The organism is Acidovorax sacchari, assembly GCF_042847045.1.
Taxonomy (GTDB): Bacteria; Pseudomonadota; Gammaproteobacteria; order Burkholderiales; family Burkholderiaceae_C; genus Paracidovorax; species Paracidovorax sacchari.
Genome location: NZ_AP035783.1, coordinates 5334008 through 5354382, shown reverse-complemented (window position 1 = coordinate 5354382; position 20375 = coordinate 5334008). Strand labels below are relative to the sequence as shown.

At 66.2% G+C, this 20375-nt stretch carries 19 protein-coding genes; 15 read left to right on the top strand and 4 right to left on the bottom strand.

Features of this window, described 5'->3' with window-relative positions:
- Positions 1-95: 95 nt before the first annotated feature.
- The 4 genes from ACGHC0_RS23780 to ACGHC0_RS23765 all read left to right on the top strand — a co-directional run bounded on the left by ACGHC0_RS23780 (position 96) and on the right by ACGHC0_RS23765 (position 5153).
- The gene (locus tag ACGHC0_RS23780) at positions 96-3044 is read left to right on the top strand and encodes a DNA topoisomerase III (protein WP_415266955.1); all 2949 of its coding nucleotides are present in this window, start codon (positions 96-98) and stop codon (positions 3042-3044) included.
- A complete protein-coding gene (locus ACGHC0_RS23775; RefSeq protein WP_415266954.1) occupies positions 3041-3271 on the top strand; it encodes a hypothetical protein in 231 nt (76 codons plus the stop codon). The genes ACGHC0_RS23780 and ACGHC0_RS23775 overlap by 4 nt, the downstream gene beginning before the upstream one ends.
- Positions 3272-3459: 188 nt before the next feature.
- Complete coding sequence (locus ACGHC0_RS23770) at positions 3460-4056, top strand: hypothetical protein (protein ID WP_415266953.1); 597 nt, start codon at positions 3460-3462, stop codon at positions 4054-4056.
- Between the two features lie 269 nt (positions 4057-4325).
- Positions 4326-5153 (top strand): DUF4747 family protein, encoded by an 828-nt coding sequence (locus tag ACGHC0_RS23765; RefSeq protein ID WP_415266952.1) that lies wholly within the window; start codon positions 4326-4328, stop codon positions 5151-5153.
- A 1239-nt stretch (positions 5154-6392) separates the two neighbouring features.
- Here the strand turns inward: ACGHC0_RS23765 and ACGHC0_RS23760 are convergent.
- Entirely contained in the window at positions 6393-7586 is a 1194-nt protein-coding gene (locus ACGHC0_RS23760; RefSeq protein ID WP_415268455.1) for a Fic family protein, read from the bottom strand.
- Positions 7587-7620: 34 nt separating this feature from the next.
- Positions 7621-7839: a hypothetical protein gene (locus ACGHC0_RS23755; RefSeq protein WP_415266951.1), complete on the bottom strand. Its 219-nt coding sequence runs from the start codon at positions 7837-7839 to the stop codon at positions 7621-7623.
- Positions 7840-8006: 167 nt separating this feature from the next.
- On the opposite strand from ACGHC0_RS23755, the gene ACGHC0_RS23750 reads away from it, so the two are divergent.
- A complete protein-coding gene (locus ACGHC0_RS23750) occupies positions 8007-8516 on the top strand; it encodes an RDD family protein (protein WP_415266950.1) in 510 nt (169 codons plus the stop codon).
- Between the two features lie 134 nt (positions 8517-8650).
- A complete protein-coding gene (locus ACGHC0_RS23745) occupies positions 8651-9034 on the top strand; it encodes a VOC family protein (RefSeq protein WP_019702365.1) in 384 nt (127 codons plus the stop codon).
- Here ACGHC0_RS23745 and ACGHC0_RS23740 read toward each other — a convergent pair whose 3' ends face one another.
- On the bottom strand, positions 9035-9892 hold the full coding sequence (locus tag ACGHC0_RS23740) for an alpha/beta fold hydrolase (RefSeq protein WP_415266949.1): 858 nt from the start codon (positions 9890-9892) through the stop codon (positions 9035-9037).
- Positions 9893-10024: 132 nt separating this feature from the next.
- Between ACGHC0_RS23740 and ACGHC0_RS23735 the strand changes: the two genes are divergently transcribed.
- The 5 genes from ACGHC0_RS23735 to ACGHC0_RS23715 all read left to right on the top strand — a co-directional run bounded on the left by ACGHC0_RS23735 (position 10025) and on the right by ACGHC0_RS23715 (position 14498).
- Positions 10025-10630 (top strand): class I SAM-dependent methyltransferase, encoded by a 606-nt coding sequence (locus ACGHC0_RS23735; RefSeq protein WP_415266948.1) that lies wholly within the window; start codon positions 10025-10027, stop codon positions 10628-10630.
- A gap of 94 nt (positions 10631-10724) precedes the next feature.
- Positions 10725-12572, top strand: coding sequence for a DEAD/DEAH box helicase (locus ACGHC0_RS23730; RefSeq protein WP_415266947.1), 1848 nt, complete (start codon positions 10725-10727; stop codon positions 12570-12572).
- A 59-nt stretch (positions 12573-12631) separates the two neighbouring features.
- Positions 12632-13483 (top strand): DUF6216 family protein, encoded by an 852-nt coding sequence (locus ACGHC0_RS23725; RefSeq protein WP_415266946.1) that lies wholly within the window; start codon positions 12632-12634, stop codon positions 13481-13483.
- Between the two features lie 75 nt (positions 13484-13558).
- On the top strand, positions 13559-14179 hold the full coding sequence (locus ACGHC0_RS23720; RefSeq protein ID WP_415266945.1) for a DUF1439 domain-containing protein: 621 nt from the start codon (positions 13559-13561) through the stop codon (positions 14177-14179).
- Positions 14180-14198: 19 nt separating this feature from the next.
- On the top strand, positions 14199-14498 hold the full coding sequence (locus ACGHC0_RS23715; protein ID WP_415266944.1) for a hypothetical protein: 300 nt from the start codon (positions 14199-14201) through the stop codon (positions 14496-14498).
- Between the two features lie 25 nt (positions 14499-14523).
- Here the strand turns inward: ACGHC0_RS23715 and ACGHC0_RS23710 are convergent, their stop codons facing one another.
- On the bottom strand, positions 14524-15174 hold the full coding sequence (locus ACGHC0_RS23710) for a TetR/AcrR family transcriptional regulator (protein WP_368353251.1): 651 nt from the start codon (positions 15172-15174) through the stop codon (positions 14524-14526).
- 91 nt (positions 15175-15265) lie between these two features.
- Between ACGHC0_RS23710 and ACGHC0_RS23705 the strand changes: the two genes are divergently transcribed.
- The 4 genes from ACGHC0_RS23705 to ACGHC0_RS23690 all read left to right on the top strand — a co-directional run bounded on the left by ACGHC0_RS23705 (position 15266) and on the right by ACGHC0_RS23690 (position 20307).
- Positions 15266-15700 carry a VOC family protein gene (locus tag ACGHC0_RS23705; protein ID WP_415266943.1) on the top strand — a complete coding sequence of 145 codons (435 nt, stop codon included), beginning with the start codon at positions 15266-15268 and terminating at the stop codon, positions 15698-15700.
- Between the two features lie 352 nt (positions 15701-16052).
- Positions 16053-17309 (top strand): hypothetical protein, encoded by a 1257-nt coding sequence (locus tag ACGHC0_RS23700; RefSeq protein ID WP_415266942.1) that lies wholly within the window; start codon positions 16053-16055, stop codon positions 17307-17309.
- A 117-nt stretch (positions 17310-17426) separates the two neighbouring features.
- Positions 17427-18494 (top strand): SDR family oxidoreductase, encoded by a 1068-nt coding sequence (locus ACGHC0_RS23695; RefSeq protein WP_415266941.1) that lies wholly within the window; start codon positions 17427-17429, stop codon positions 18492-18494.
- Positions 18495-18600: 106 nt separating this feature from the next.
- The gene (locus ACGHC0_RS23690) at positions 18601-20307 is read left to right on the top strand and encodes a phosphoethanolamine transferase (RefSeq protein WP_415266940.1); all 1707 of its coding nucleotides are present in this window, start codon (positions 18601-18603) and stop codon (positions 20305-20307) included.
- Positions 20308-20375: the final 68 nt, after the last annotated feature.

Sequence of the window (20375 nt, the reverse complement as noted above, 5' to 3'; positions counted from 1 at the left end):
AATAGGCACACATGCGCAGGCGCGCGTGTGCATGCGCGTGTACGCGCGAGAGACCGGAATTGTAGAAGCGCCCTCCGGGGCCGACCCCACAGAAAATGACCAAGACCCTGGTAATCGCAGAAAAACCGTCGGTGGCGCAGGACATCGTGCGCGCGCTCACCCCCGTGGCCGGCAAGTTCGACAAGCACGAGGACCATTTCGAGAACGAGCGCTACGTCGTCACGAGCGCGGTGGGCCACCTGGTCGAGATCCAGGCGCCCGAGGAATTCGACGTCAAGCGCGGCAAGTGGAGCTTCGCCCACCTGCCGGTGATCCCCCCGTACTTCGACCTGAAGCCGGTGGACAAGACCAAGAGCCGCCTCAACGCGGTGGTCAAGCTCGCCCGCCGCAAGGACGTGACCGAACTCGTCAACGCCTGTGACGCGGGGCGCGAGGGCGAACTGATCTTCCGCCTCATCGAGCAGTACGCGGGCGGCGCCAAGGGCGGCCTGAACAAGCCCGTGCGGCGCCTCTGGCTGCAGTCCATGACCCCGCAGGCCATCCGCGACGGCTTCGGCAACCTGCGCTCCGACCAGCAGATGCAGGGCCTGGCCAGCGCCGCGCGCAGCCGCTCCGAGGCCGACTGGCTCGTGGGCATCAACGGCACGCGCGCCATGACGGCCTTCAACTCGCGCGACGGCGGCTTCTTCCTCACCACCGTGGGCCGCGTGCAGACCCCCACGCTCTCGCTGGTCGTCGAGCGAGAGGAAAAGATCCGCCAGTTCGTCAGCCGCGACTACTGGGAAATCCATGCCGGCTTCCATGCCGAGGCCGGTGAATACCTCGGCAAGTGGTTCGACCCGCAGTGGAAGAAGGTCGCCGACGACCCCGAGGCCCGCGCCGACCGCGTCTGGAGCTTCGAGCGCGCCCGCGAGATCGCCGACGCCGTGCGCGGCAAGGCCGCCACCGTCACCGAAGAGAGCAAGCCCACCACCCAGGCCTCGCCCCTGCTGTTTGACCTGACCAGCCTGCAGCGCGAGGCCAACGGCAAGTTCGGCTTCTCGGCCAAGACCACGCTGGCACTGGCGCAGAGCCTGTACGAGCGCCACAAGGCCCTGACCTACCCGCGTACCGATTCCCGCGCCCTGCCGGAGGACTACCTGCCCGTGGCGAAGGACACCTTCGGCATGCTCGCCACCAGCGGCATGCGCCACCTCGCCCCCTATGCCCGGCAGGCGCTGGACGAGAACTACGTGCGCCCGAGCAAGCGCATCTTCGACAACGCCAAGGTGAGCGATCACTTCGCCATCATCCCGACCACGCAGGCGCCCAGCGGCCTCTCCGAGGCCGAGCAGAAGCTCTACGACCTGGTGGTGCGCCGCTTCATGGCCGTGTTCTTCCCGAGCGCCGAATACCTGGTCACCACCCGCATCAGCCAAGTGGTGGGCCATTCGTTCAAGACCGAAGGCAAGGTGCTGGTCAAGCCCGGCTGGCTGGCCATCTACGGCAAGGAAGCCGCCAACGAGGTCGAGGACGGCAAGGCCGGCGACAAGGGCCAGCCGCTGGTGCCAGTGAAGCCCGGCGAGATGACGCACACCGAATACGCCGAGGCCAAGGCCCTGAAGACCAAGCCGCCGGCCCGCTACTCCGAAGCCACGCTGCTGGGCGCCATGGAAAGCGCCGGCAAGCAGGTGGAAGACGAGGAACTGCGCTCGGCCATGCAGGAAAAAGGCCTGGGCACCCCGGCCACGCGCGCCGCCATCATCGAAGGCCTGCTCACCGAGAAGTACATGCTGCGCGAGGGCCGCGAGCTCATCCCCACGGCCAAGGCCTTCCAGCTCATGACGCTGCTGCGCGGCCTGGGCGTGGAGGAACTCTCGCGCGCCGAACTGACCGGCGAATGGGAATACAAGCTCGCCCAGATGGAGAAGGGCCAGCTCAGCCGCGAGGCCTTCATGCAGCAGATCGCCGCCATGACCGAGCGCATGGTGAAGAAGGCCAAGGAATACGACCGCGACACCATCCCCGGCAACTACGCCACGCTCTCCACCCCGTGCCCCAACTGCGGCGGCGTGGTCAAGGAGAACTACCGGCGCTACGCCTGCACGGGCGCCGACGGGCGCGGCGACGGCTGCGGCTTCTCGTTCACCAAGTCGCCCGCGGGCCGCACTTTCGAGCCCGCCGAGGCCGAAGCCCTGCTGCGCGATCGCCGCATCGGTCCGCTGGAGGGCTTCCGCTCCAAGGCCGGCTGGCCGTTCACGGCCGAGGTCGCCATCGTGCGCGACGAGGAGGCCGGCAACTTCAAGCTGGAGTTCGACTTCGGCGACGACCGCGCGGGCGAAGCGTCGGGCGAACTGGTCGAGTTCACCGACGAGCCGCTGGGCCCGTGCCCCATCTGCGGCGCGCCCGTGCACGAGCACGGCAGCAACTACGTGTGCAGCAAGGCCGTGCCCACCCCCGCCCAGCCCACGCCCAGCTGCACCTTCAAGAGCGGCAAGGTCATCCTGCAGCAGCCCGTGGAGCGCGAGCAGATGGCCAAGCTGCTCGCCACCGGCAAGACCGACCTGCTCGACAAGTTCGTGAGCATGCGCACGCGCCGCAACTTCAAGGCCTTCCTGGCCTGGGACAAGGAAGCCGGCAAGGTGAACTTCGAGTTCGAACAGCGCGAGAGCAAGTTCCCGCCGCGCAAGTTCGCCGGCAAGGCCGGCGCGGCAGCCGGTGCGGCGAAGGCGGGCACCGCGGCCGCTGCCAAGAAGGCCGCCAAGCCCGCTGCCAAGGCCGCCGCGAAGAAGTCCAGCACCGCCGCCAAGGCCCCGCGCAAGACCGCGGCCGGCAAGCCGCCGAGCGCCGCCCTGGCCGCCGTGATCGGTCCGGAACCGGTCGGCCGGCCCGAGGCAGTGAAGAAGATGTGGGAATACATCAAGGCCCACAATCTGCAGGACCCCAAGGACAAGCGCACCATCAAGGCCGACGCCAAGCTGCGCGAGGTGTTCGGCAAGGAATCGGCCGGCATGTTCGAGCTGGCTGGCATCCTGGGCAAGCACCTGCAAGGAGACAGCGAATGACCCTGCGCGATACCGCAACCCCCGGCCACGCCTCGGCCCCCACGCGCGTCTGGGCGGCGGCCGTCCTGCTGGTGGCGGCATCGGCGGCCCTGGCGGGCTGCGATACGGTGCCTTCCCGGCCGGCCAACGACCCGGCCACCGGCACCGGCGCCCAGTCGGGCGAGAGCGGTGTGACGGTGTTCGGGACCATCGATACCGGTGTGGGGGCTGTGAAGTCCTCGCGCTGAGGCGGTCGGCCTCCGGCCGGCTTGGCCGACACTGCTGCCGTGAATTTCCCCGGCAGTTAAGCCCTACGGTTGCGTTACGGTGCATACGCAACCCTATCAACATCCACCTCGGGTTTTCGTCAGGAACGGATAAGCATCCGCCCTTATAAGGTGTTTCGGAATGAAACAACTATGGGGATGGAGAGGGCATGGCGACATGGATCCCGGCCTTGGGCGAATGCGCTGCGCGCAGGGCACCCGGAGGGCGAAGACTGGCCGAGCTGCTGGAGCAGAAACTCGAGGACGACTATCTGCTCTGGTGGGACATACTGATCCGGCCTAAGCAGATGCGCCCTGCCTTCGTCGTGCTGCACCTGCGCCGGTGCACGCTGAAGGGCGGTCGCCTAGAGACGATTCGCACTGTAGCGCGCGAACGCATCGAGATCGTGCCTGACTGCAAGCTCAAGGTGGTGATGATCCCACTGCAGCAGGTCTGCCGCTGCGTAATCAATGTCTTCAAAGCACTGGAGCGCGCGCGAGTGGCGCAAATTCGTTGCGCATATAGCGGATTCAGTCGCCGAAAGTTTGCTGCTGCTCTAAGACAATGCGCAAAGCATTTATTACTGCACGCAGAAAAGTTGCAGGTTGGAGATTGTCGGCATCCAGGCGCCGGTTTGATCAACCATTCTGACGACCTATTTTTACTTCCGCCGGCCGGCCGAAGGTTGGCGACAAGCTCAAACCTGCAATGCAAAGAGAGACGGCTACGACTAATGTTGCAATTCCTAAGCTGCGGCGAAATATAAAGGTGGATCAGTGCTTTGCTGCTTTAGTGGCAAGGGGCTATAAATCGCAAGAAAACCCCGTTCAGATGATGTGGCACATGCAAATAGGGAGGTGAGGAGGCCGGCAGCAATCATAAAAAAGTGCAGTGAGAAAATCAGGGGATTTGTTCGGCGTAAGTTGCTTCATAGAATTGACTGGTTAGTCAGTAATATCTATATGCGACGGCGTTTCGATGGATTAATTGGGAGAAATTTATATGGCGAGAAATAGAACGATTAGAATATCCGGATTGAATATACGCGTTCATACCAAGCATCATACTTCAGAGTATGTGAGGCTTTGGGGTTTGATCGTTAGATCGAAAATCAAGAGAATTAGGGGTAATGTTGCATTAATGTTTGGTGGCGCGCGTCCTTTAAATGATAAACCAGATTCTCCTATATTTGGCTATATATACAGGTTTCTTGATATAGACCCTGATGAGCCATGGTTCGATATTGAGAAAAATGAAGAAGCTGACCCTGAAGATGTGGCTCAGGTTAATATTCCGGAGAAATTGAAGCCAAATTTAACTGAGTTTCCTTACTACTTCGATCCAAGAACTCATCGTTTGTACTTTCAGGCAGGTGGGACGGATGGCGGCGTCAGCGCTAACCTGATATATTTGCTGTTTGAGAAAATTGCTGCTTCAAAAAGGGTTAAATCGAGTTTTGGTGATATTGATTTTACGATTCTGACCGATAAAAATGCTCTACGAGAAATGTTGTCTTGGCCTGTCATCAGGAAGATATATGTAAAACTCGAGAGACCCAATCCATCTGATTTTGATGATGATGCATCTTTTTATGAAAGGTTGAAGCGTAGAAATCTTAAGCGAGAAGAGCATACATACACAAAGGATTCCACGGCTGAATCAATAGAGCCGGACCAAGAGATGAAGAATATCTTCAAGGTAGCTGTCGATAACGGAGTTTACAAGCAAGAGGGGGTAGACAAAGCTGGCTACTCTAGGGAGGCAAGCTCCAAAAGCTATCCCATGGAGGAGGTGACCAAGTATGATCCAAATGCGATGACGCATGCAGATGCGTTTATCAGTGCTGCAAGCGAAATTGCTTAGGAGGCAAAATGCGAGAGGGTGAGAAATCTACGTCAGTAGGGGCTGGCCCTCTTACAAATCTGCAAATTATTAAGTTGGCCTGGAGGATTACTGGTGGATACAAGGTGCTTAGATCGTCCTGGGACTTTTGGTTGTCAATTCTCTTGACGGCAATTTGTTTTCCGGTATGGGTTAGGCCAAATTGGTGGGATATTTCTATATCGATAGTGCCCAGCTTATTGGGATTTACGCTAAGTGGTTTTGCAATATTTTTGGGCTTCGGTAGTGATACATTTAAATCTCTTATTTCCTCGAGGGAGCAGGCGAAGTCAGAGTATCTTAGTGTTAGTGCTGCATTTTTGATGTTTGTTTTTTTTCAAATAGTCACTCTGATTTATGCGATCGTTTGTAAATCACTTTGGTTTCCGCCGCCTAAGTTTTTGAATTTTATTGCTCCTCTTGCTGAATTTTTTAATCCGTTATTTTGGCTGATAGGATTTTTCTTGTTGATCTACAGCAGTGGGTTGGGCTTGAGGGCGGCGATTAGAATATTTAGGGTGAGCAGATGGTATAATGATTTTTTAGCTTTTGAAAATAATGAGAGCGATTCGTAAAGGCGGTCTCAAACTTGAAGTGCAACACCCGCACCTCAGGTAACTTGCAACCGCCTTGCAGCATGAAGAACGCCTCACGCTGGCCTCGCTGGTCCAACAGAGATGGAGCGAGCGATCCATCGCTCACCTCCTCGGGCGCAGTCCAGCACCGTGTGCCGTGAGTTGGCAAGCAACAGCACTCCTGGCGACGGTTATGCCTTGCAGTCTGCTCAGGCCGCTTGCCAATCCCGTCGCAAGGCAGCTCTCGCCTTGCCTCTAGGCGGCACCCGCACAGTCGTCTCCGGTATACCGTCTGCGATCTTCTGCTCTGGCGCTGGTCGTCCCAGCAGATTGCCCGCACACTGCAAGGCATGCATCCTGATGACGCACGCCAGAGCGTGTCCCACGAGACCATCTACAACGCCATCTACGCCTATCTCCCGCGGGGAACTGAATAAGCAGTTGCTTGCCCTGCTGCGCCAGGGCCGCAGCGGGTGCCGTCCCCGCTCTGCCGGCCAGGATCGGCGATGGCAGATTCCCGACATGGTCAGTATCCACGTGCGCCCATCCGAGGCCAACAACCGCTCCGCCGTGCGCGTGTACTTCTGCAATCCGCATAGTTTGTGGCAGCGCGGCAGTTGTGAGAACACCAACTTGAGACGCCTCCTCAAACATTCGCCGAATCCGCCTCCGCCTCAGGCCACAACTGCGGAAACATGAAGCGCAGTGCGTGCTGCGGCAGGCCAAAGCGCACCTTGCCCTGCGGCGAGTCCGACTTGAGCAGCCCGCGTTTGACCAGCGCACCCAGTGCATCGGTGGCACTCCGGTCGCTCATCCCGAGCATGGCTTTGAATTCGCCACGCGGCATTTCTTCGCCGCTCAAAAACAGGTAGTGCAGGCCTCGCAGGGCCTCCTGGCGGACGCCTTGTTTGAGCACGGTGGCTTCGTAGGCCAGGCAGGCTTCGATTCGGTTCTTGATGGCCTCGAAGTCCAGCAGGCCGGCCATGAAACGGACCTGGTCCAGGCAGGTGTCCAGCACGTAGTGGGCCCATGCGATCAGGGCCTGCTCGCTCAGGTTGCCGCGCCCGTCCAGGTCGCCACGGCGCGGGCTGTCGGCGTCGGCCAGCAGCGCGTAGTAGCGCTCGGTGCTGCGTGCAAAGCCGCGCAGGGGTGACCACAGCCCGCCGGTGTAGCCTTGGGCCGTGAGCCAGGTGTGGGTGTGAAGCCGCATGACGCGGCCATTGCCATCCACGAAAGGATGCACCCAGCCCAGCCGCTGGTGCGCGCAGGCCAGGGCCACCAAGGCCGCTTCACCCCGCCGCACGCCGCCATAGAAGGCGGCCCAGCGCTGCAGAAACAAAGGGACGGTGGCGTGGGTGGGTGCCACATGCTGGCCCACGCGCACGTCGCGCTCGCGCAGCGCACCCGGAACGATGGGCTCCTGCTCGGATGTGAACAGATCGGTGGCGGGCAGCCTGTCAAACAACACATGATGAATGTCCTTCACCGCCTCCGGCGCGTACAGCTTTGCCGCGCCCTCCGGCCTGGTATAGCGCTGCTCCAGCACCTGCTCGGCCTCGATATGCGCGATGGCCAGCCGCTGCCTGGCGGCCAGCACTGCATCTTGGGAAAAGTCTTGCCGCAGGGCCTGCTCGATTTCGTGCGGTCGCGTGTGCTGCCCCTCGATGCGGTTGGTGTAGTACGAATTCATGCTGCGCAGCAGGCTGCGCAACTCCGGCGGCACCCGCGTGCCGGCCAGGGTGGTGGCCAGCCGGGACAGGTCATGCGCCTTGGCCAGCAGAGGCTCCATCCGGGCATCGGCGGGCAGCAAGGGCTCGAACTGGTGGATGTCGGTGTACATCAGGCAATTTTGCCAAGATTCAATTAAATCTAACTCATTGAAATAAAATAATTTTTTGATGAATTGCAAAATTTTTTGCCAAGTTATTTGCCGACTTCATCCCATCCAGCACACGGTTCAACACCAGCGCTTGCCGGGCGTTCATGGGCACATCCGCCCAGCGCGGCCAGATCTGTGCCTTGGCACGACAGGAGCGTCTGCCTGCGGCGTATTGCATCAGCGCAGAAATGCGGCGATTAGCGGGTTTATTCACCGCAGAATCTGCGGCGAATACGCTCCGGCCCGGTCCACGGCCACCCGAACCGGACGCTGCATACGCGAAGCGCCGTCCGCTATCGCTCCAGGATCCTGCGCGAGAATCCGGCACCGAACCCGGCCCGACCGTGGGCCCCTCCATCCAGCCATCCAGCGAGCGATGCCATGACCCTCCCCGCGAATGCTCCCCCGGACGACCGCGTCGATGCCTCCGACCTCGAATACGTCGGCTTCTGGGCCCGCCTGGGCGCGACGCTGCTCGACACGGTGCTGTTGCTCGTCGTCACCGTGCCGCTGCTGGCGGCCGTCTATGGATGGGACTATTTCAAGCAGACGGAGCGGCTGGTCGCGGGGCCGGCGGATTTCCTGATTTCCTGGGTGCTGCCTGCGGTGGTGGTGCTGCTGTTCTGGTTCTGGCGGCAGGCCACGCCGGGCAAGATGAACATCGGCGCCCGCGTGGTGGATGCGGAAACCGGCCGGCCCATGACGCCGGGGCAGGCGGTGGGGCGCTACCTGGCGTATTTCGTGTCGGCGATCCCGCTGTGCCTGGGCTTCGTGTGGGTGGCGTTCGACCGGCGCAAGCAGGGCTGGCACGACAAGCTGGCGGGCACGGTGGTGGTGCGGCCGAAGCAGCGCAAGTCCGAGGCGGTGCTGTTCGTCAAGGGCCGGTACTAGGCGCGGCCTGCGCGCGCATGCGCGACGCCCGGCCGCGATGGCGGCCGCTACGATCCGTGTCCCTACCCGCAGTCCGGCCAGCGGCCCGGCCTGGCCTGGCCTGGCCGGCAAGGCCATTACAGGAGACACATCGCATGTTCAGCCACGTGATCGTCGGCGTCACCGACCTCGAGAAATCCAAACGCTTCTACGACGCCCTGCTCGGCACCATCGGCGTGCCGCCCGGCATGGCCAACAAGAATCGCTATTTCTACCGCAGCCCCGGGGGGCTGTTCGGCATCACGCTGCCGATCAATGGCGAGCCTGCCACGCACGGCAACGGCAGCACCATCGGGTTCGCGATGCAGTCGCCGGAGCAGGCCGATGCTTTCCATGCGGCTGGCGTGGCGAACGGCGGCACGACCTGCGAAGACCCGCCGGGCTACCGCGAAGGCCCCGTGGGCCCGCTGTACCTGGCCTATCTGCGTGATCCAGACGGCAACAAGCTCTGCGCGATGTACCGGCCGCCCAAGGCCTGATCACGGCAGATCCGCGAGGAAGCGCGCGATGCGCTCCGCGAGCTCATGCGGCCGCTCGCGGTGCGGCACATGCGCGGCGCCGGGCAGGATCTCCACGCGCGCGGGCCCGGCCGCCCAGCGGGCGATGTGCGCGGGCTGCTCGAGGGATCCGTATTCGTCCCGGTCGCCGTGCAGGGCGAGCACGGGGCAGGCCACGCGCGCCAGCACGTCGGCCTGCGACCAGCCGGCGAAGTCCGGGTGCAGCCAGGTATCGACCCAGGCGTTCAGCACCCACTGCGCCTTGTGCCCGTCGCCGCCGTGGTGGCGGGCGAGCCGCTGCAGCGCCTCGGGGCTGCGCTGGAACTGGTCGCGTGCCTCGCGGATGCCCGCCAGGGTGCGTTTTTCCACGCAGGCCTGCGCGGCCACGGTGACGAGGGCGATGCAATCACCCGTGCCGCTGCCGCCCGCCGCGCAATGGGCGGCCATGGCCCCGCCCACGCTGTGGCCGAGTGCCACGTAGCGGCCGATGCCGAATGCCGAGCACAGCGCGGGCAGGCTGGTACGTGCCTCGGCCGCGATGAAATCCGGTGGCAGTGCGCCCGTGCAGGGATCGGCGCGGCCGAAGCCCGGCCGGTCGTAGGCGATCACGTCGCGGCCGGTGGCTTGGCACAGCGCCGCGGGGAAGTCGCGCCACAGTGCCACGCAGCCCAGCGAGTCGTGGAAGAGGATGACGGGGGCCCGTGCGATGGCGGGGCCTGCGTCGCGCGGCACAGGCTGCCAGCGGCGGGCGAACAGCCGGCCGCGGGCCGAGTCCACCCAGGCATCGTGCGCGGTCGGCTCCGGCAGTGCGGCGGGCAGGGCGGGCGGAAGGGCGCTCATGCCCGGCATTGTGCGGCGGCCCATGGGGTGCGGCCGTCACCGGGGTGCCAGGCTGCGGGAGCGATACGGGATACTCCCTGCCGCCGAAGTTTTCCCATCCTCTTCTTCATCCAGCCCAGCAAGGACCCCCCTTTGAAATCCGCCAGCGCCACCCTGTTCGACGAGGCCTACTACCAGCGCTTCTATTTCGACAAGAAGACCAGCGTGGTGGACCCGCAGCACATGGAGCGCCTGGGCCAGTTCGTGTGCAGCTACCTCAAGTACCTGCGGGTGCCGGTGGAGCGCGTGCTGGACGTGGGCTGCGGCATCGGCCTGTGGAAGGACATTGTGGCGCGCCATTTTCCGGAGGCGCGCTACCAGGGGGTGGAGTTCAGCGCCTACCTGTGCGAGCGCTACGGGTGGCAGCAGGGCTCCGTGGTGGACTATGCCGCGGGCGAGCCTTCCGACCTGGTGGTGTGCCAGGGCGTGCTGCCCTACCTGAGCCCGCCGGACCTGAAGACCGCGCTCGACAACCTGGCGCGCCTGTGCCGCGGAGCGCTCTACCTCGAGGCGGTGACGCGCGAGGACTACGAGCAGGACATCATCGATGAAGACCTGACGGACCCCGCCCTGTTCCGCCACCGCGCCGAGGCCTACCGGCGGGGGCTGTCGCGCCATTTCCGGGCCGTGGGCGGGGGGCTGTGGCTGCGGCGCTCGCTGGAGGTCCCGCTGTTCGAACTCGAATACGCCGGCGAATAAACGCCGGTACTGTGCTTTCCATCAGGCAGAAAGAAATTGTTTATCGCATAAAATTTCAAATAGATACAAATCAGCAGAGAGAAGGAGGCTTCCCGTGGCGACTTTCATTCCCGCCATCGGCAGTTGCACAACCCGCATGACGGCGGGCGAGCGGCGGCTGGCCCAGCGGCTGGAGCGCAAGCTCGACGGCGATTACTCCGTCTGGTACGACGTGCCGGTCGGGCCGAAGCAGACCTACCCGGATTTCGTGGTCATGCATCCGCGGCGCGGGGTGCTGATCCTGGAGACCAAGGACTGGCACCTGGAGACGGTGCGCAAGGCCACGCGGCAGTACTGGGAGATCGCCCCGGACGGCGGCGCCTCCAAGATCGTGAAGAACCCGCTGGAGCAGGCCCGCCATTGCGCGCTGGAGGTGGTGCGGGCGCTGGAGCGCGATCCGCAGCTGGTGCAGCCTGCGGGGCCGCACCAGGGCAAGCTGGCGTTCCCGTGGGGCCACGGCGTGGTGTTCACGCGCATCACGCGCCGGCAATTCGAGGCGGCGGGACTGGACGAGGCCATCGCGCCGGACTACGTGGTCTGCCAGGACGAAATGCTCGAAGACGTGGAGCCCGAGGCTTTCCAGGAGCGGCTCTGGCGCATGTTCCCGCATGCCTTTGGCGGCGCGATGTCGCCGCGGCAGACCGACCGCGTGCGCTGGCACATGTTCCCCGAAGTGCGGGTGCCCGTGCAGGGCCGGCTGTTTGCGCAGTGCGGCGGCGTGGACGAGGTGCCGGACCTGCTGCGCGTGATGGACCTGCAGCAGGAGCAACTGGCGCGCTCGCTGGGCGAAGGCCACCGCGTGATCCACGGCGTGGCCGGCTCGGGCAAGACCATGATCCTGGGCTACCGCGCCGAGCACCTCGCGAAGCTGCACGGCGCGCTGCCCGATGGCGCCAAGCCGGTGCTGGTGCTCTGCTACAACGAGCCGCTGGCCGTGAAGCTGGCCAGCGCCATGGAAGCCAAGGGGCTGGGCGACCGCGTGCACTGCCTGCATTTCCACAAATGGGCGCGTGCGCAACTCGTGGCCTATGGGCAGGGCCTGCCGGCGCCGTCGCTGCCGCGCGAGGCCTTCTTCGCGGACATGGTGGACCGCGTGGTGCGCGGCGTGGACACGGGCCACATCCCCAGCGCGCAGTACGCCGCCGTGCTGATCGACGAAGGGCATGATTTCGAGCCGGAGTGGCTCCGGCTCGTCTCCCGGATGGTGGACCCGGCCACCAACAACCTGCTGCTGCTCTACGACGACGCGCAGAGCATCTACGCCCGCGCGCGGCAGAAGCAGTTCAGCTTCCGCAGCGTGGGCATCCAGGCTCAGGGCCGCACGTCCATCCTGAAGATCAACTACCGCAACACGCGCCAGATCCTGGAGACCGCCCACCTGATCGCGGCCGACCTGCTCGCGCCCGAAGACAGCGGCGAGGACGGCGTGCCCCTGCTGCAGCCCGTGAGCTGCGGCCGCGACGGCGAGGCGCCGGTGGTCGTGCGCCTGCCCTCGTTCCGCGCCGAGGCCGCCCAGGTGGCCGACCGCCTGGCCGCGGCCCACCAGGAAGGCCATGCCTGGGGCGACATGGCGGTGCTGTGCCGCCACTACGCGCAGATGGAGGAGTGCGCCACGGCGCTGCGCCACAAGGGCCTGCCGCACCAGGTGCGCAAGGGCACCGGCAGCTTCCATCCGGCCGACGACACCGTGAAGGTGATGACCATGCACGCCAGCAAGGGCCTGGAGTTCCCGGTGGTGGCGCTGGTGGGCGCGGGGCACATGCCGTCCGACGGCGAGGACGAACGCGAGGAGGCCCGGCTGTTCTACGTGGCGGCGACGCGCGCCACGCACCGGCTGGTGATCACCGCGAGCGGGGAGGGGGCGTTCGCGCAGCGGTTGGATGGGGTGGGGGTGCCGGCTTGATGGTAGTGCCGGCTCTTTAGGGGCCCACCACCGCAAAACCAGTAAACAGGAGGGCTCATATGGATGGCATTGCCGCCATCACTGTCTCGGATGTCGTTGCCCTCGGGCCATTTCTCATCGCTGCAGCGATCGTGGGAGTGTTTGGCTGGGTGCTCTGGCGTACGGAGTCGTGGCACATGCTGCGCCGTCGGCTTTGGCTGTTGGTGCATGGCAAAGAGGAAATCGCCGATCCGGATATTCGGACCTATGTGAATGATCAGACCAGTCTCGCTGCGTTTCAGGTCTTCGCCGGCGTGCCGGTAAGAACGCTTTCCGAGGCGCATACGCTCATGGAGTGGTGCCGCGTCAGGGAAGTCGAGCTTGGTGTTCTACGTTTGTGCGGCTGCTATTTCGACCATCAAGCACGCCGCGTGAAAACGCGCTGGCTTCCTCCGATCTGGGCTGGAAAAGCGGTGGGAGTCGCTGCCCTTTGTGTTTTCTACTTCGCGTTGATGGCCGTGTATGCCGCAATCAGCATGCCTTCCGCCTTGAGTATTAAGGCAACCGGGCAGAGGTTCTTCGCCACAGAAACGGGGATCCGCAGAGCCTGGCCATCATTTTCAGGCGCAACTCTTGCAGCTGAAGATTGCGGGAAACCCACTGCAGATGAAGCCGCACGTACTGGTTTCTCGGAGCGTGAAATTGTCATCATGTGCGGCGTCATGAAAGACCCAGAATTCGCCGCTTTCGTCCAACGCAATGCACGTCGGCAAACAGTGGGGCTGGTGTCTATCGCGATGGTGCTGGTTTTGGGGGCTTATGCCATTGGGCTGTACGCTTTGCGAGTTCTCAACGCGCGTAGACTGCTGCTCCGCTGCGTCGATCCTTCATTGCCTGCCGCACAGATGGAACTCGATTTCGGTCATTCCTGACTTGGGGTGAAGACGACAACCAAGTGTTACGTCTTCGCCGGCCCCATCCCTGCCGGCGCCGCTGAAAATCCACGCATGCCGACATCCTCTTTCCAGACCGGGCCCGTGCAGCCCGCCCGGCGCGCCTTCTGCCGCGCAATCGCACTGGTATCCGGCGCCGTGGGCCTGGGCGCGGCGCTGTTCACGCTGCCCGCGCAGGCCCAGCCCTCCTACACCATCACCACGCCGCAGATCCAGGACGCCCTGGCCGAAAAGCTGCCGCGCCGCTACCGGCTTGGCGGACTGCTGAACCTGGAGGTGCAGGTGCCCGCGCTGCGCCTGCTGCCGGCGCAGAACCGCATCAACGCGGTGCTGCCCGTTGTCGCTTCAGGGCTGGCGGTGTCGGACGGCGCACGCGATGCCTCCGGCTCGCTCGATGTGGATTTCGGGCTGCGTTATGAGCCGTCGGACCGCACGCTGCGCGCGCAGCAGATCCACGTCAACTCGCTGCGTGTCGATGGGCTCCGGTCGTCTGCGTCCGAGATGCTGAACGCCTACGCGCAGCAACTGGCCACGCAATCGCTCGGCGAGGTGGTGCTGCACACCCTGCGTCCGCAGGACCTGGCACTGGCCGACGGGCTGGGCATGCAGCCCGGGCCCATCACGGTGACGGAGCGTGGCCTGCGCGTGGATTTCGTGCAGAAGCCGTCGCCTTGACCGCATCGCATTCGCCCATATGAACCCTGCAGTCTGTCCGGTGTGCGGCCCCTCGGGGGCCGAAGAGGCGGACCGAGGAGGTCCGCGAGGGGCCTGGGTGCAGTTCATCGACTACGCAGGCGCCGAGGCATCCGGCCTGGGTCATCCCGAAGGACTGGCCTATTTCTGCGCGGCACACCACCCGGCCGCGCAGGCGCTCGCGCAGCTTTCCTGTGCCGAGGCGGTGGCGCAGTTGCGTGCCCGGTACCCCGTGCCTTATCAGGAATCCGCTGCTGCACCTCCACCTGCCCGCCGCTGGTGGCAGTTCTGGCGCGCCTGAGCCCGACCGCACCCGGTCCGCTCCCCTACAGCCCCCGCTCCACCATGTCGAGCAGCCGCTGCGCCAGCACCTCGCGCAGCGCTTCGGGGGCGCTGCGCAGGGGGCCGTCGATGGCGAGGAAGGCCATGCCGTGCACGGTGGACCAGGCCAGGTATTCCGCGCCGGGCCGGCGTTCGGCGGGCAGGGCGCCGGCGGCCACGAGGTCGTCGAGGGCCGCGCCCAGGTGCTCGAAGGGGTTGAGCCCGCTGGCGCCGCCTTTGTCGGGATCCGGTTCGTTCTCCACCGTGAAGGGCTGCCCGAACGCCATGCGGAACAGCCCGGTCTCCGACTGTGCGAAGCGCAGGTAGCCCCGGCCGACGGCGCGCACCTTGCCGTAGGCCCGCTCGGCGGCCGGGGCGCCCGCGGGCACCCGGGCGAGCTCTTCCTCCATGAACACGGCCATGGCGGCCACGGCGGCGGAGCGCACGGCGTCCAGCAGGTGCTGCCGGCTCGCGAAATGGCGGTAGGCCGCGTTGGGCGCCACGCCCGCGCGCCGGGTGGCCTCCCGCAGCACGACGGCGTCCGGCCCGCCCTGGCGCGCCAGTTCCAGCCCGGCGTCGAGCAGGGCGCGGCGCAGATCGCCATGGCGGTAGGTGGCGCGCGGGGTGGCGGCGGATGGCGGGGCGGAAGCGGACATGGCGTTTGCGATGTGGACAGTGTCCATTGTCTCTGCTACCTTTTGTGGACGATGTTCACATATGGATGAACCCCCAGCCGAGGAGCCCCCCATGAAAGCCCAACCGTACCTGTTCTTCAACGGCCGTTGCGAGGAGGCGCTGGCCTTCTACCGGAAAGCGCTGGGCGCCGAGGTCACGGCGCTGATGCGTTTCCAGGACAACCCCGATCCACCGCAGGAAGGCACCTGCGGTGGCGCGCCGGGCGCGCCCGCTCCGTCGCCCGACAAGGTGATGCATGCCGAGTTCCGCATCGGCGAAACCCACTTGATGGCTTCGGACGGCATGTGCGGCGGGCAGCCCCGCTTCGAGGGCATCTCGCTGGCGCTCACGCCGGCCGATGCGGTCGATGCCCGGCGCGTCTTTGCCGCCCTGGCCGAGGGAGGACAAGTGCAGGTGCCGCTGGGGCCGGCATTCTTCTCGCCGGCCTTCGGCGTGGTGGCCGACCGCTTCGGCGTGCCCTGGATGGTGGTGGCGCCGCAGTCCTGACTCCACCGGCTGCCCTTGCCGCGTGACACCATCACACGGGGCGGCGGGACGGGGCGGAGCCGTCGTGCATCGCACCGCCCGCCCATGTCGGCGGTAGCGATGTTCGGCCTGCCGGTGATGGCGCGCGACGTCGGGGCAATGGCGCTGGCAGCGCTGGCCGTGGGGCTGCTGGTCTGGATGGCCTGACGGCACGGTGCTGCACCCGGTCTTTCGTGCCGCAGTGCATGGCTTCGGAGCGTGCCGGTTCCGGGGAATGCGGGAGGCGCATGCTGGAAGGCATGTCACCGCGATCCACCGCGGAGTGCTGGCGCATCGCCAGCCACGCCGTGCTTCGCGCATCCGGAGCGCAACGATGAAATCAGTCACACGCCTGTTCAACCAGGGTGCCCAGAAAGTCCAGGGCGGGTTCAGCCAGCTGTCCGCCATGGCCCGCGGCTATACCAGGCTTCCCTCCTCGGGCAAGCAGCATGCGCAGCCCGAAGGCCTCAGTGCCCGCCACAACAGCCCGCAATCCGCGCCGATGGCGCCGCGCAACACCGCGCGGCCCGGGACCGCGGGATACGCCGCCCCCCAGGGGCAGGCCCACGCGCAGCCCATGCGTTACGGCGCGGCCCCCCGGCCACAGGGGACGACGCCTCCTCCGACGCGGCCGGCTCCGCATGCCTTCGGCACGTCGCTCCATCCGATGGCGGCGCAGCATTTCCAGGCGCCACAAAAAGCATCTGCTGCCGGCACTTCGCCGGCCCGCATGCAGCGCATGCCGGGGCAGGTATCGCACGAGGCGGCCGCCCGGCCGCCGGTCGGCCTGCAGCACGTTGCTGCCATGGCGGCGGAGCCGGTAGCGACGCCCCAGTCGGCCCGTACGAGGCCCTCCGCATCCGGAGCACGGTCCGAACGCCACGGCGAGGCGGCCTTGCACCGCCACGCGGTATCCGCAGCCAGTCCGGGCCGGACGCAGCAGTCGCATGCGGCCGAGGTGGCCGAGGCGGCGAAGGCGCTGCAGGAGCGACTCAATGCTTCGTCCAGAAAAATCAACGACCTGGTCATGCTGAGCGGTGCGGCCGAGGAGGAGGGCGACTACGACACGGCGGACGCTGCCGACGACGCCATCGAGGCGCTCAAGCAGGAGCGTGCGCCTATCATCCTGATGAACAACATCCTGAGCGGCGCCGACCGCGCCGGCTCGCGGCAGATGCGCCTGCTGGGAGCGTTCCATGCACGTTCGGTCCCGGTCGATGCCGGAATGCTGCGCAGTCCTGGCCAATTGCGCGCGCATGCCCATGCCCTGCAGGGCAATGCGGCCGCCCTGCACCGTGCGCGCGCCGAGTTCGGCCCCCTCAAGGAACTGGCGCCGAAAGCCGAAATGCTCCGCAAGGCCCTGCAGCAGCACGACCTGCCACCTGCTGCACGCAGCGAGCTGGAGGCGGTTCTGCGCGGGTTCGAGGACTATGCCGCGCTCGACCGCATGGCGGAGGCGGCCGACGCTGCCATCCGCCGCATGGGCGGCATGGGCCTGATGGACGGCACCCCGACCACCGCCGCCGAGCGCAGGGCCGCCGACGATGCCGAACGCAGGGCCGCGCAGGAAGCGCTGGACAACGGTTATTGATCCCGGAGGCAAGGGGCGCGTCCGGCATCGTCCTACGCGGCCGTGCCGCCGCATGGCCTACAACCGGGGCAAGAGCCCGGCCACAAGGGCCGGGCATCGCTTTTGCAGGATATCTCCATGCCCCTTCCCGACGATCCCGATCGCGCCCTGCGCGAAGATCCCTCTTCCTCCGATTCCGAGACGGCCGACGCGGACACGCAGGCCCGGGCCGATGCTGCACACGTGCCCGAACATCCGGTGGTAGTGATCACTGGTGCCTCCAGCGGCATCGGCCATGCCACCGCGCTGGCCTTCGCGCGCCGCGGGGCCTGCCTGGTGCTGGCATCGCGCAACCCCGATACCCTGGCCCCCGTGGCGCTGGCCTGCCGCAAGGCCGGCGGCCATGCCATCGGCGTGCCCACCGACGTGACCGATGCCTCCGCGGTGCGCGTGCTCGCGCAGAAGGCGCTGCGGCACTTCGGGCGCATCGACGTCTGGGTGAACGGCGTGGGCGTGGGGGCCATCGGCCGGTTCGACGAGGTGCCCGTGGAGGCCCACCGCCGGGTGCTGGAGGCCAACCTGCTGGGGCACCTGCATGGCGCGCACGCTGTGCTGCCGCATTTCCGGGAGCGCGGCGCGGGCCGGCTCATCAACCTCATCTCCCTGGGCGGCTGGGTGCCGGCGCCCTACGCTGCGGCCTACACCGCCAGCAAGTTCGGCCTGCGCGGCCTGTCCGAAAGCCTGCGCGCCGAGGTGTCCGACCTGCCGCACGTGCATGTCTGCGACGTGGCGCCGACCTTCGTCGATTCGCCAGGTCTCTCGCATGGTGCCAACTACACAGGCCGGCGTATCCGGCCGCCGCTGCCGATGGTCGATCCGCACCGGGTGGCCGACACCGTGGTAGGGCTGTCGAGGGCCCTGCGCCCCCGTTCCGTGACCTGGATGGGCCTCGGGGCGCTGCCCGGCCGGATGGCGCACGCGGTGGCGCCGGACACCGTGGCGCGCTGGATGCGCTGCCTGTCCGACTGGGGCCTCGCCCGGGCACACCCGGAGCCGGAAAGCGACGGCAACCTCTTCGCGCCCTCGCAGGGCACGGCAGTGGCCGGCGGACACCGCAAGCGCCGCGCCGGCACGCTGGGGCTGGTGGCGGCCCTGGGCGTGGCAGGCATCGCCTACGGCTGGTGGGCCGGGCGCCAGCGGCGCTGACCCTCGGACCGTGCCGGCTGCTACGGGGCGGCCGCAATCCACCAATACCTCGACCGTGGCGAGGGGGCATTGCGCGCGCGGCACAATGCCGCGTTTTTGCGGATCCATGGTGTTTTCGCTCTCCTGGTTCGTGTCCCGTGGGCGTGCGCTGTTGCGCAGTCCATGGTTCCCCCTGGTACTGATTTGCCTCCTGGCCCTGGGCCTGATCGTGCTGGGCCACGACGGCAAGCGCGTGGCGCAACTCGTGGCGCTGGCTGCACCTCCCTTCGCCTGGCTGTTCTGGCCCGTGCGCCGCGCCTGGGTGCATCGCCTGCGGGCCGCGCTGCTGTGGACCTGGGCGATGGCGTTCGCGCTCGACGGCGTGGCACGCGCCTATCTGCTGGACGCCTACCAGGCCGCACCGGACAGCGCGATGGTGCTGGGTGCCGTGGCCAATACCAATGCCCGAGAGGGCACGGAATACCTGCGCATGCACTGGCGCGCCGCGCTGCTCGCGGCATGCGGCGTGATGGCGGTGGCGGCGGTCCTGGCTGCCTGCCTGTCGCGGGGGCTGCGCAGCCCGGGGCCATCGGCCCGGACACGGCCCCGGTCGCCGTCGCGCGCCCGCCGCGCGGCCCTGTGGGGGCTGGGCGGCGCGGTGATGCTGTCGGGTGCCGCGGCCTATGCCAGCAAGCCGTGGCGGCGGCTGCACCCGGTGCTTTTCTGGGTGCAGTGGGGCGACAAGGTGGAGCACGTGCGCGCCGACTGGGCCGGGCAGCAGGGCGCGCGGCAGGCGCTGCTCGAACGCGCGCGCGCCGATGCTCCTTTCATGGCGGAAGACGGGCCCGCGCTCGTGGTGCTCGTGATCTCCGACAGCGTGAACCGCGACAACATGTCGCTCTATGGCTATGGCCGGCCCACCACGCCGGGGCTGCAGGCGCAGCAGGCGGTGCTGGGCGAGGCGTTCACGGCCTTCCGCCAGGCCTGGTCGGCCGATGCGACCACGCTGCCCGCGCTGCGCAATTTCTTCCGCTTCGGCGAGCCCGATGCGGCACATCCCCACCATGCGCTGGCCATCGCGCGCGCGGCCGGCTACAAGGTCTGGTGGATGAGCAACCACGACGACATGGGCATCGAGCAGATGCACGCGCGCATGGCGGACATCACCGAGATGAACAACCGCACGCCCGGCCGATCCGGCGCCTCGCTCGACAGCGAGGTGCTCGACTGCCTGGAGGAAGCGCTGGCCGATCCCGCGCCGCGCAAGCTGCTCGTGCTGCATCTCATGGGCGCGCACCCGCATTACGACCTGCGTTTTCCGGAAGGTGCCAATCCCTTCGACGACCGGCCGGATGCGGTGGATGCCAGCCTGGAGCGCGCCGGCAGGCCAGCCTGGCTGCGGGACCGGCGCGAGGAATACGACGCCGCGGTGCTCTACCACGACGGCATCGTCTCCACCATCCTGCGGCGTACCCGCGAAGGCGGCACGCCGGGCGGCTACCGCGCCTTCATGTACCTCTCCGACCATGGGCAGGAAGTGGGCCATGGCGCCAACTGGGCCGGGCACAGCCCCTCCACGCCCGCGGGCTACCGCATCCCCGCCATCGTGTGGCACAACGGCCGCGGGCCGCTGGCCCCGCAGGGGCTGGAACGGCGTCCGCTGCGCGCGGACTGGACGGGCCATACGCTGGTGCAGCTGCTGCGCATCGACTGGAAGGGCTATCGGGCCGACCGCGACGTGCTCAGCAGGGGCTACCGGTGGTTTCCACCCGAAGTGGCGGCCCTGGCGGAAGCGCGGGGCGCGCAGGCAGTGCCCGGGCCGGGCGCGCACTGACGATCGCGCGAAGGGTGGGTTGGCCGTGTGGCGCCTCCTCCTACAGCCAGCGGCGCCCTGCGTGCCTA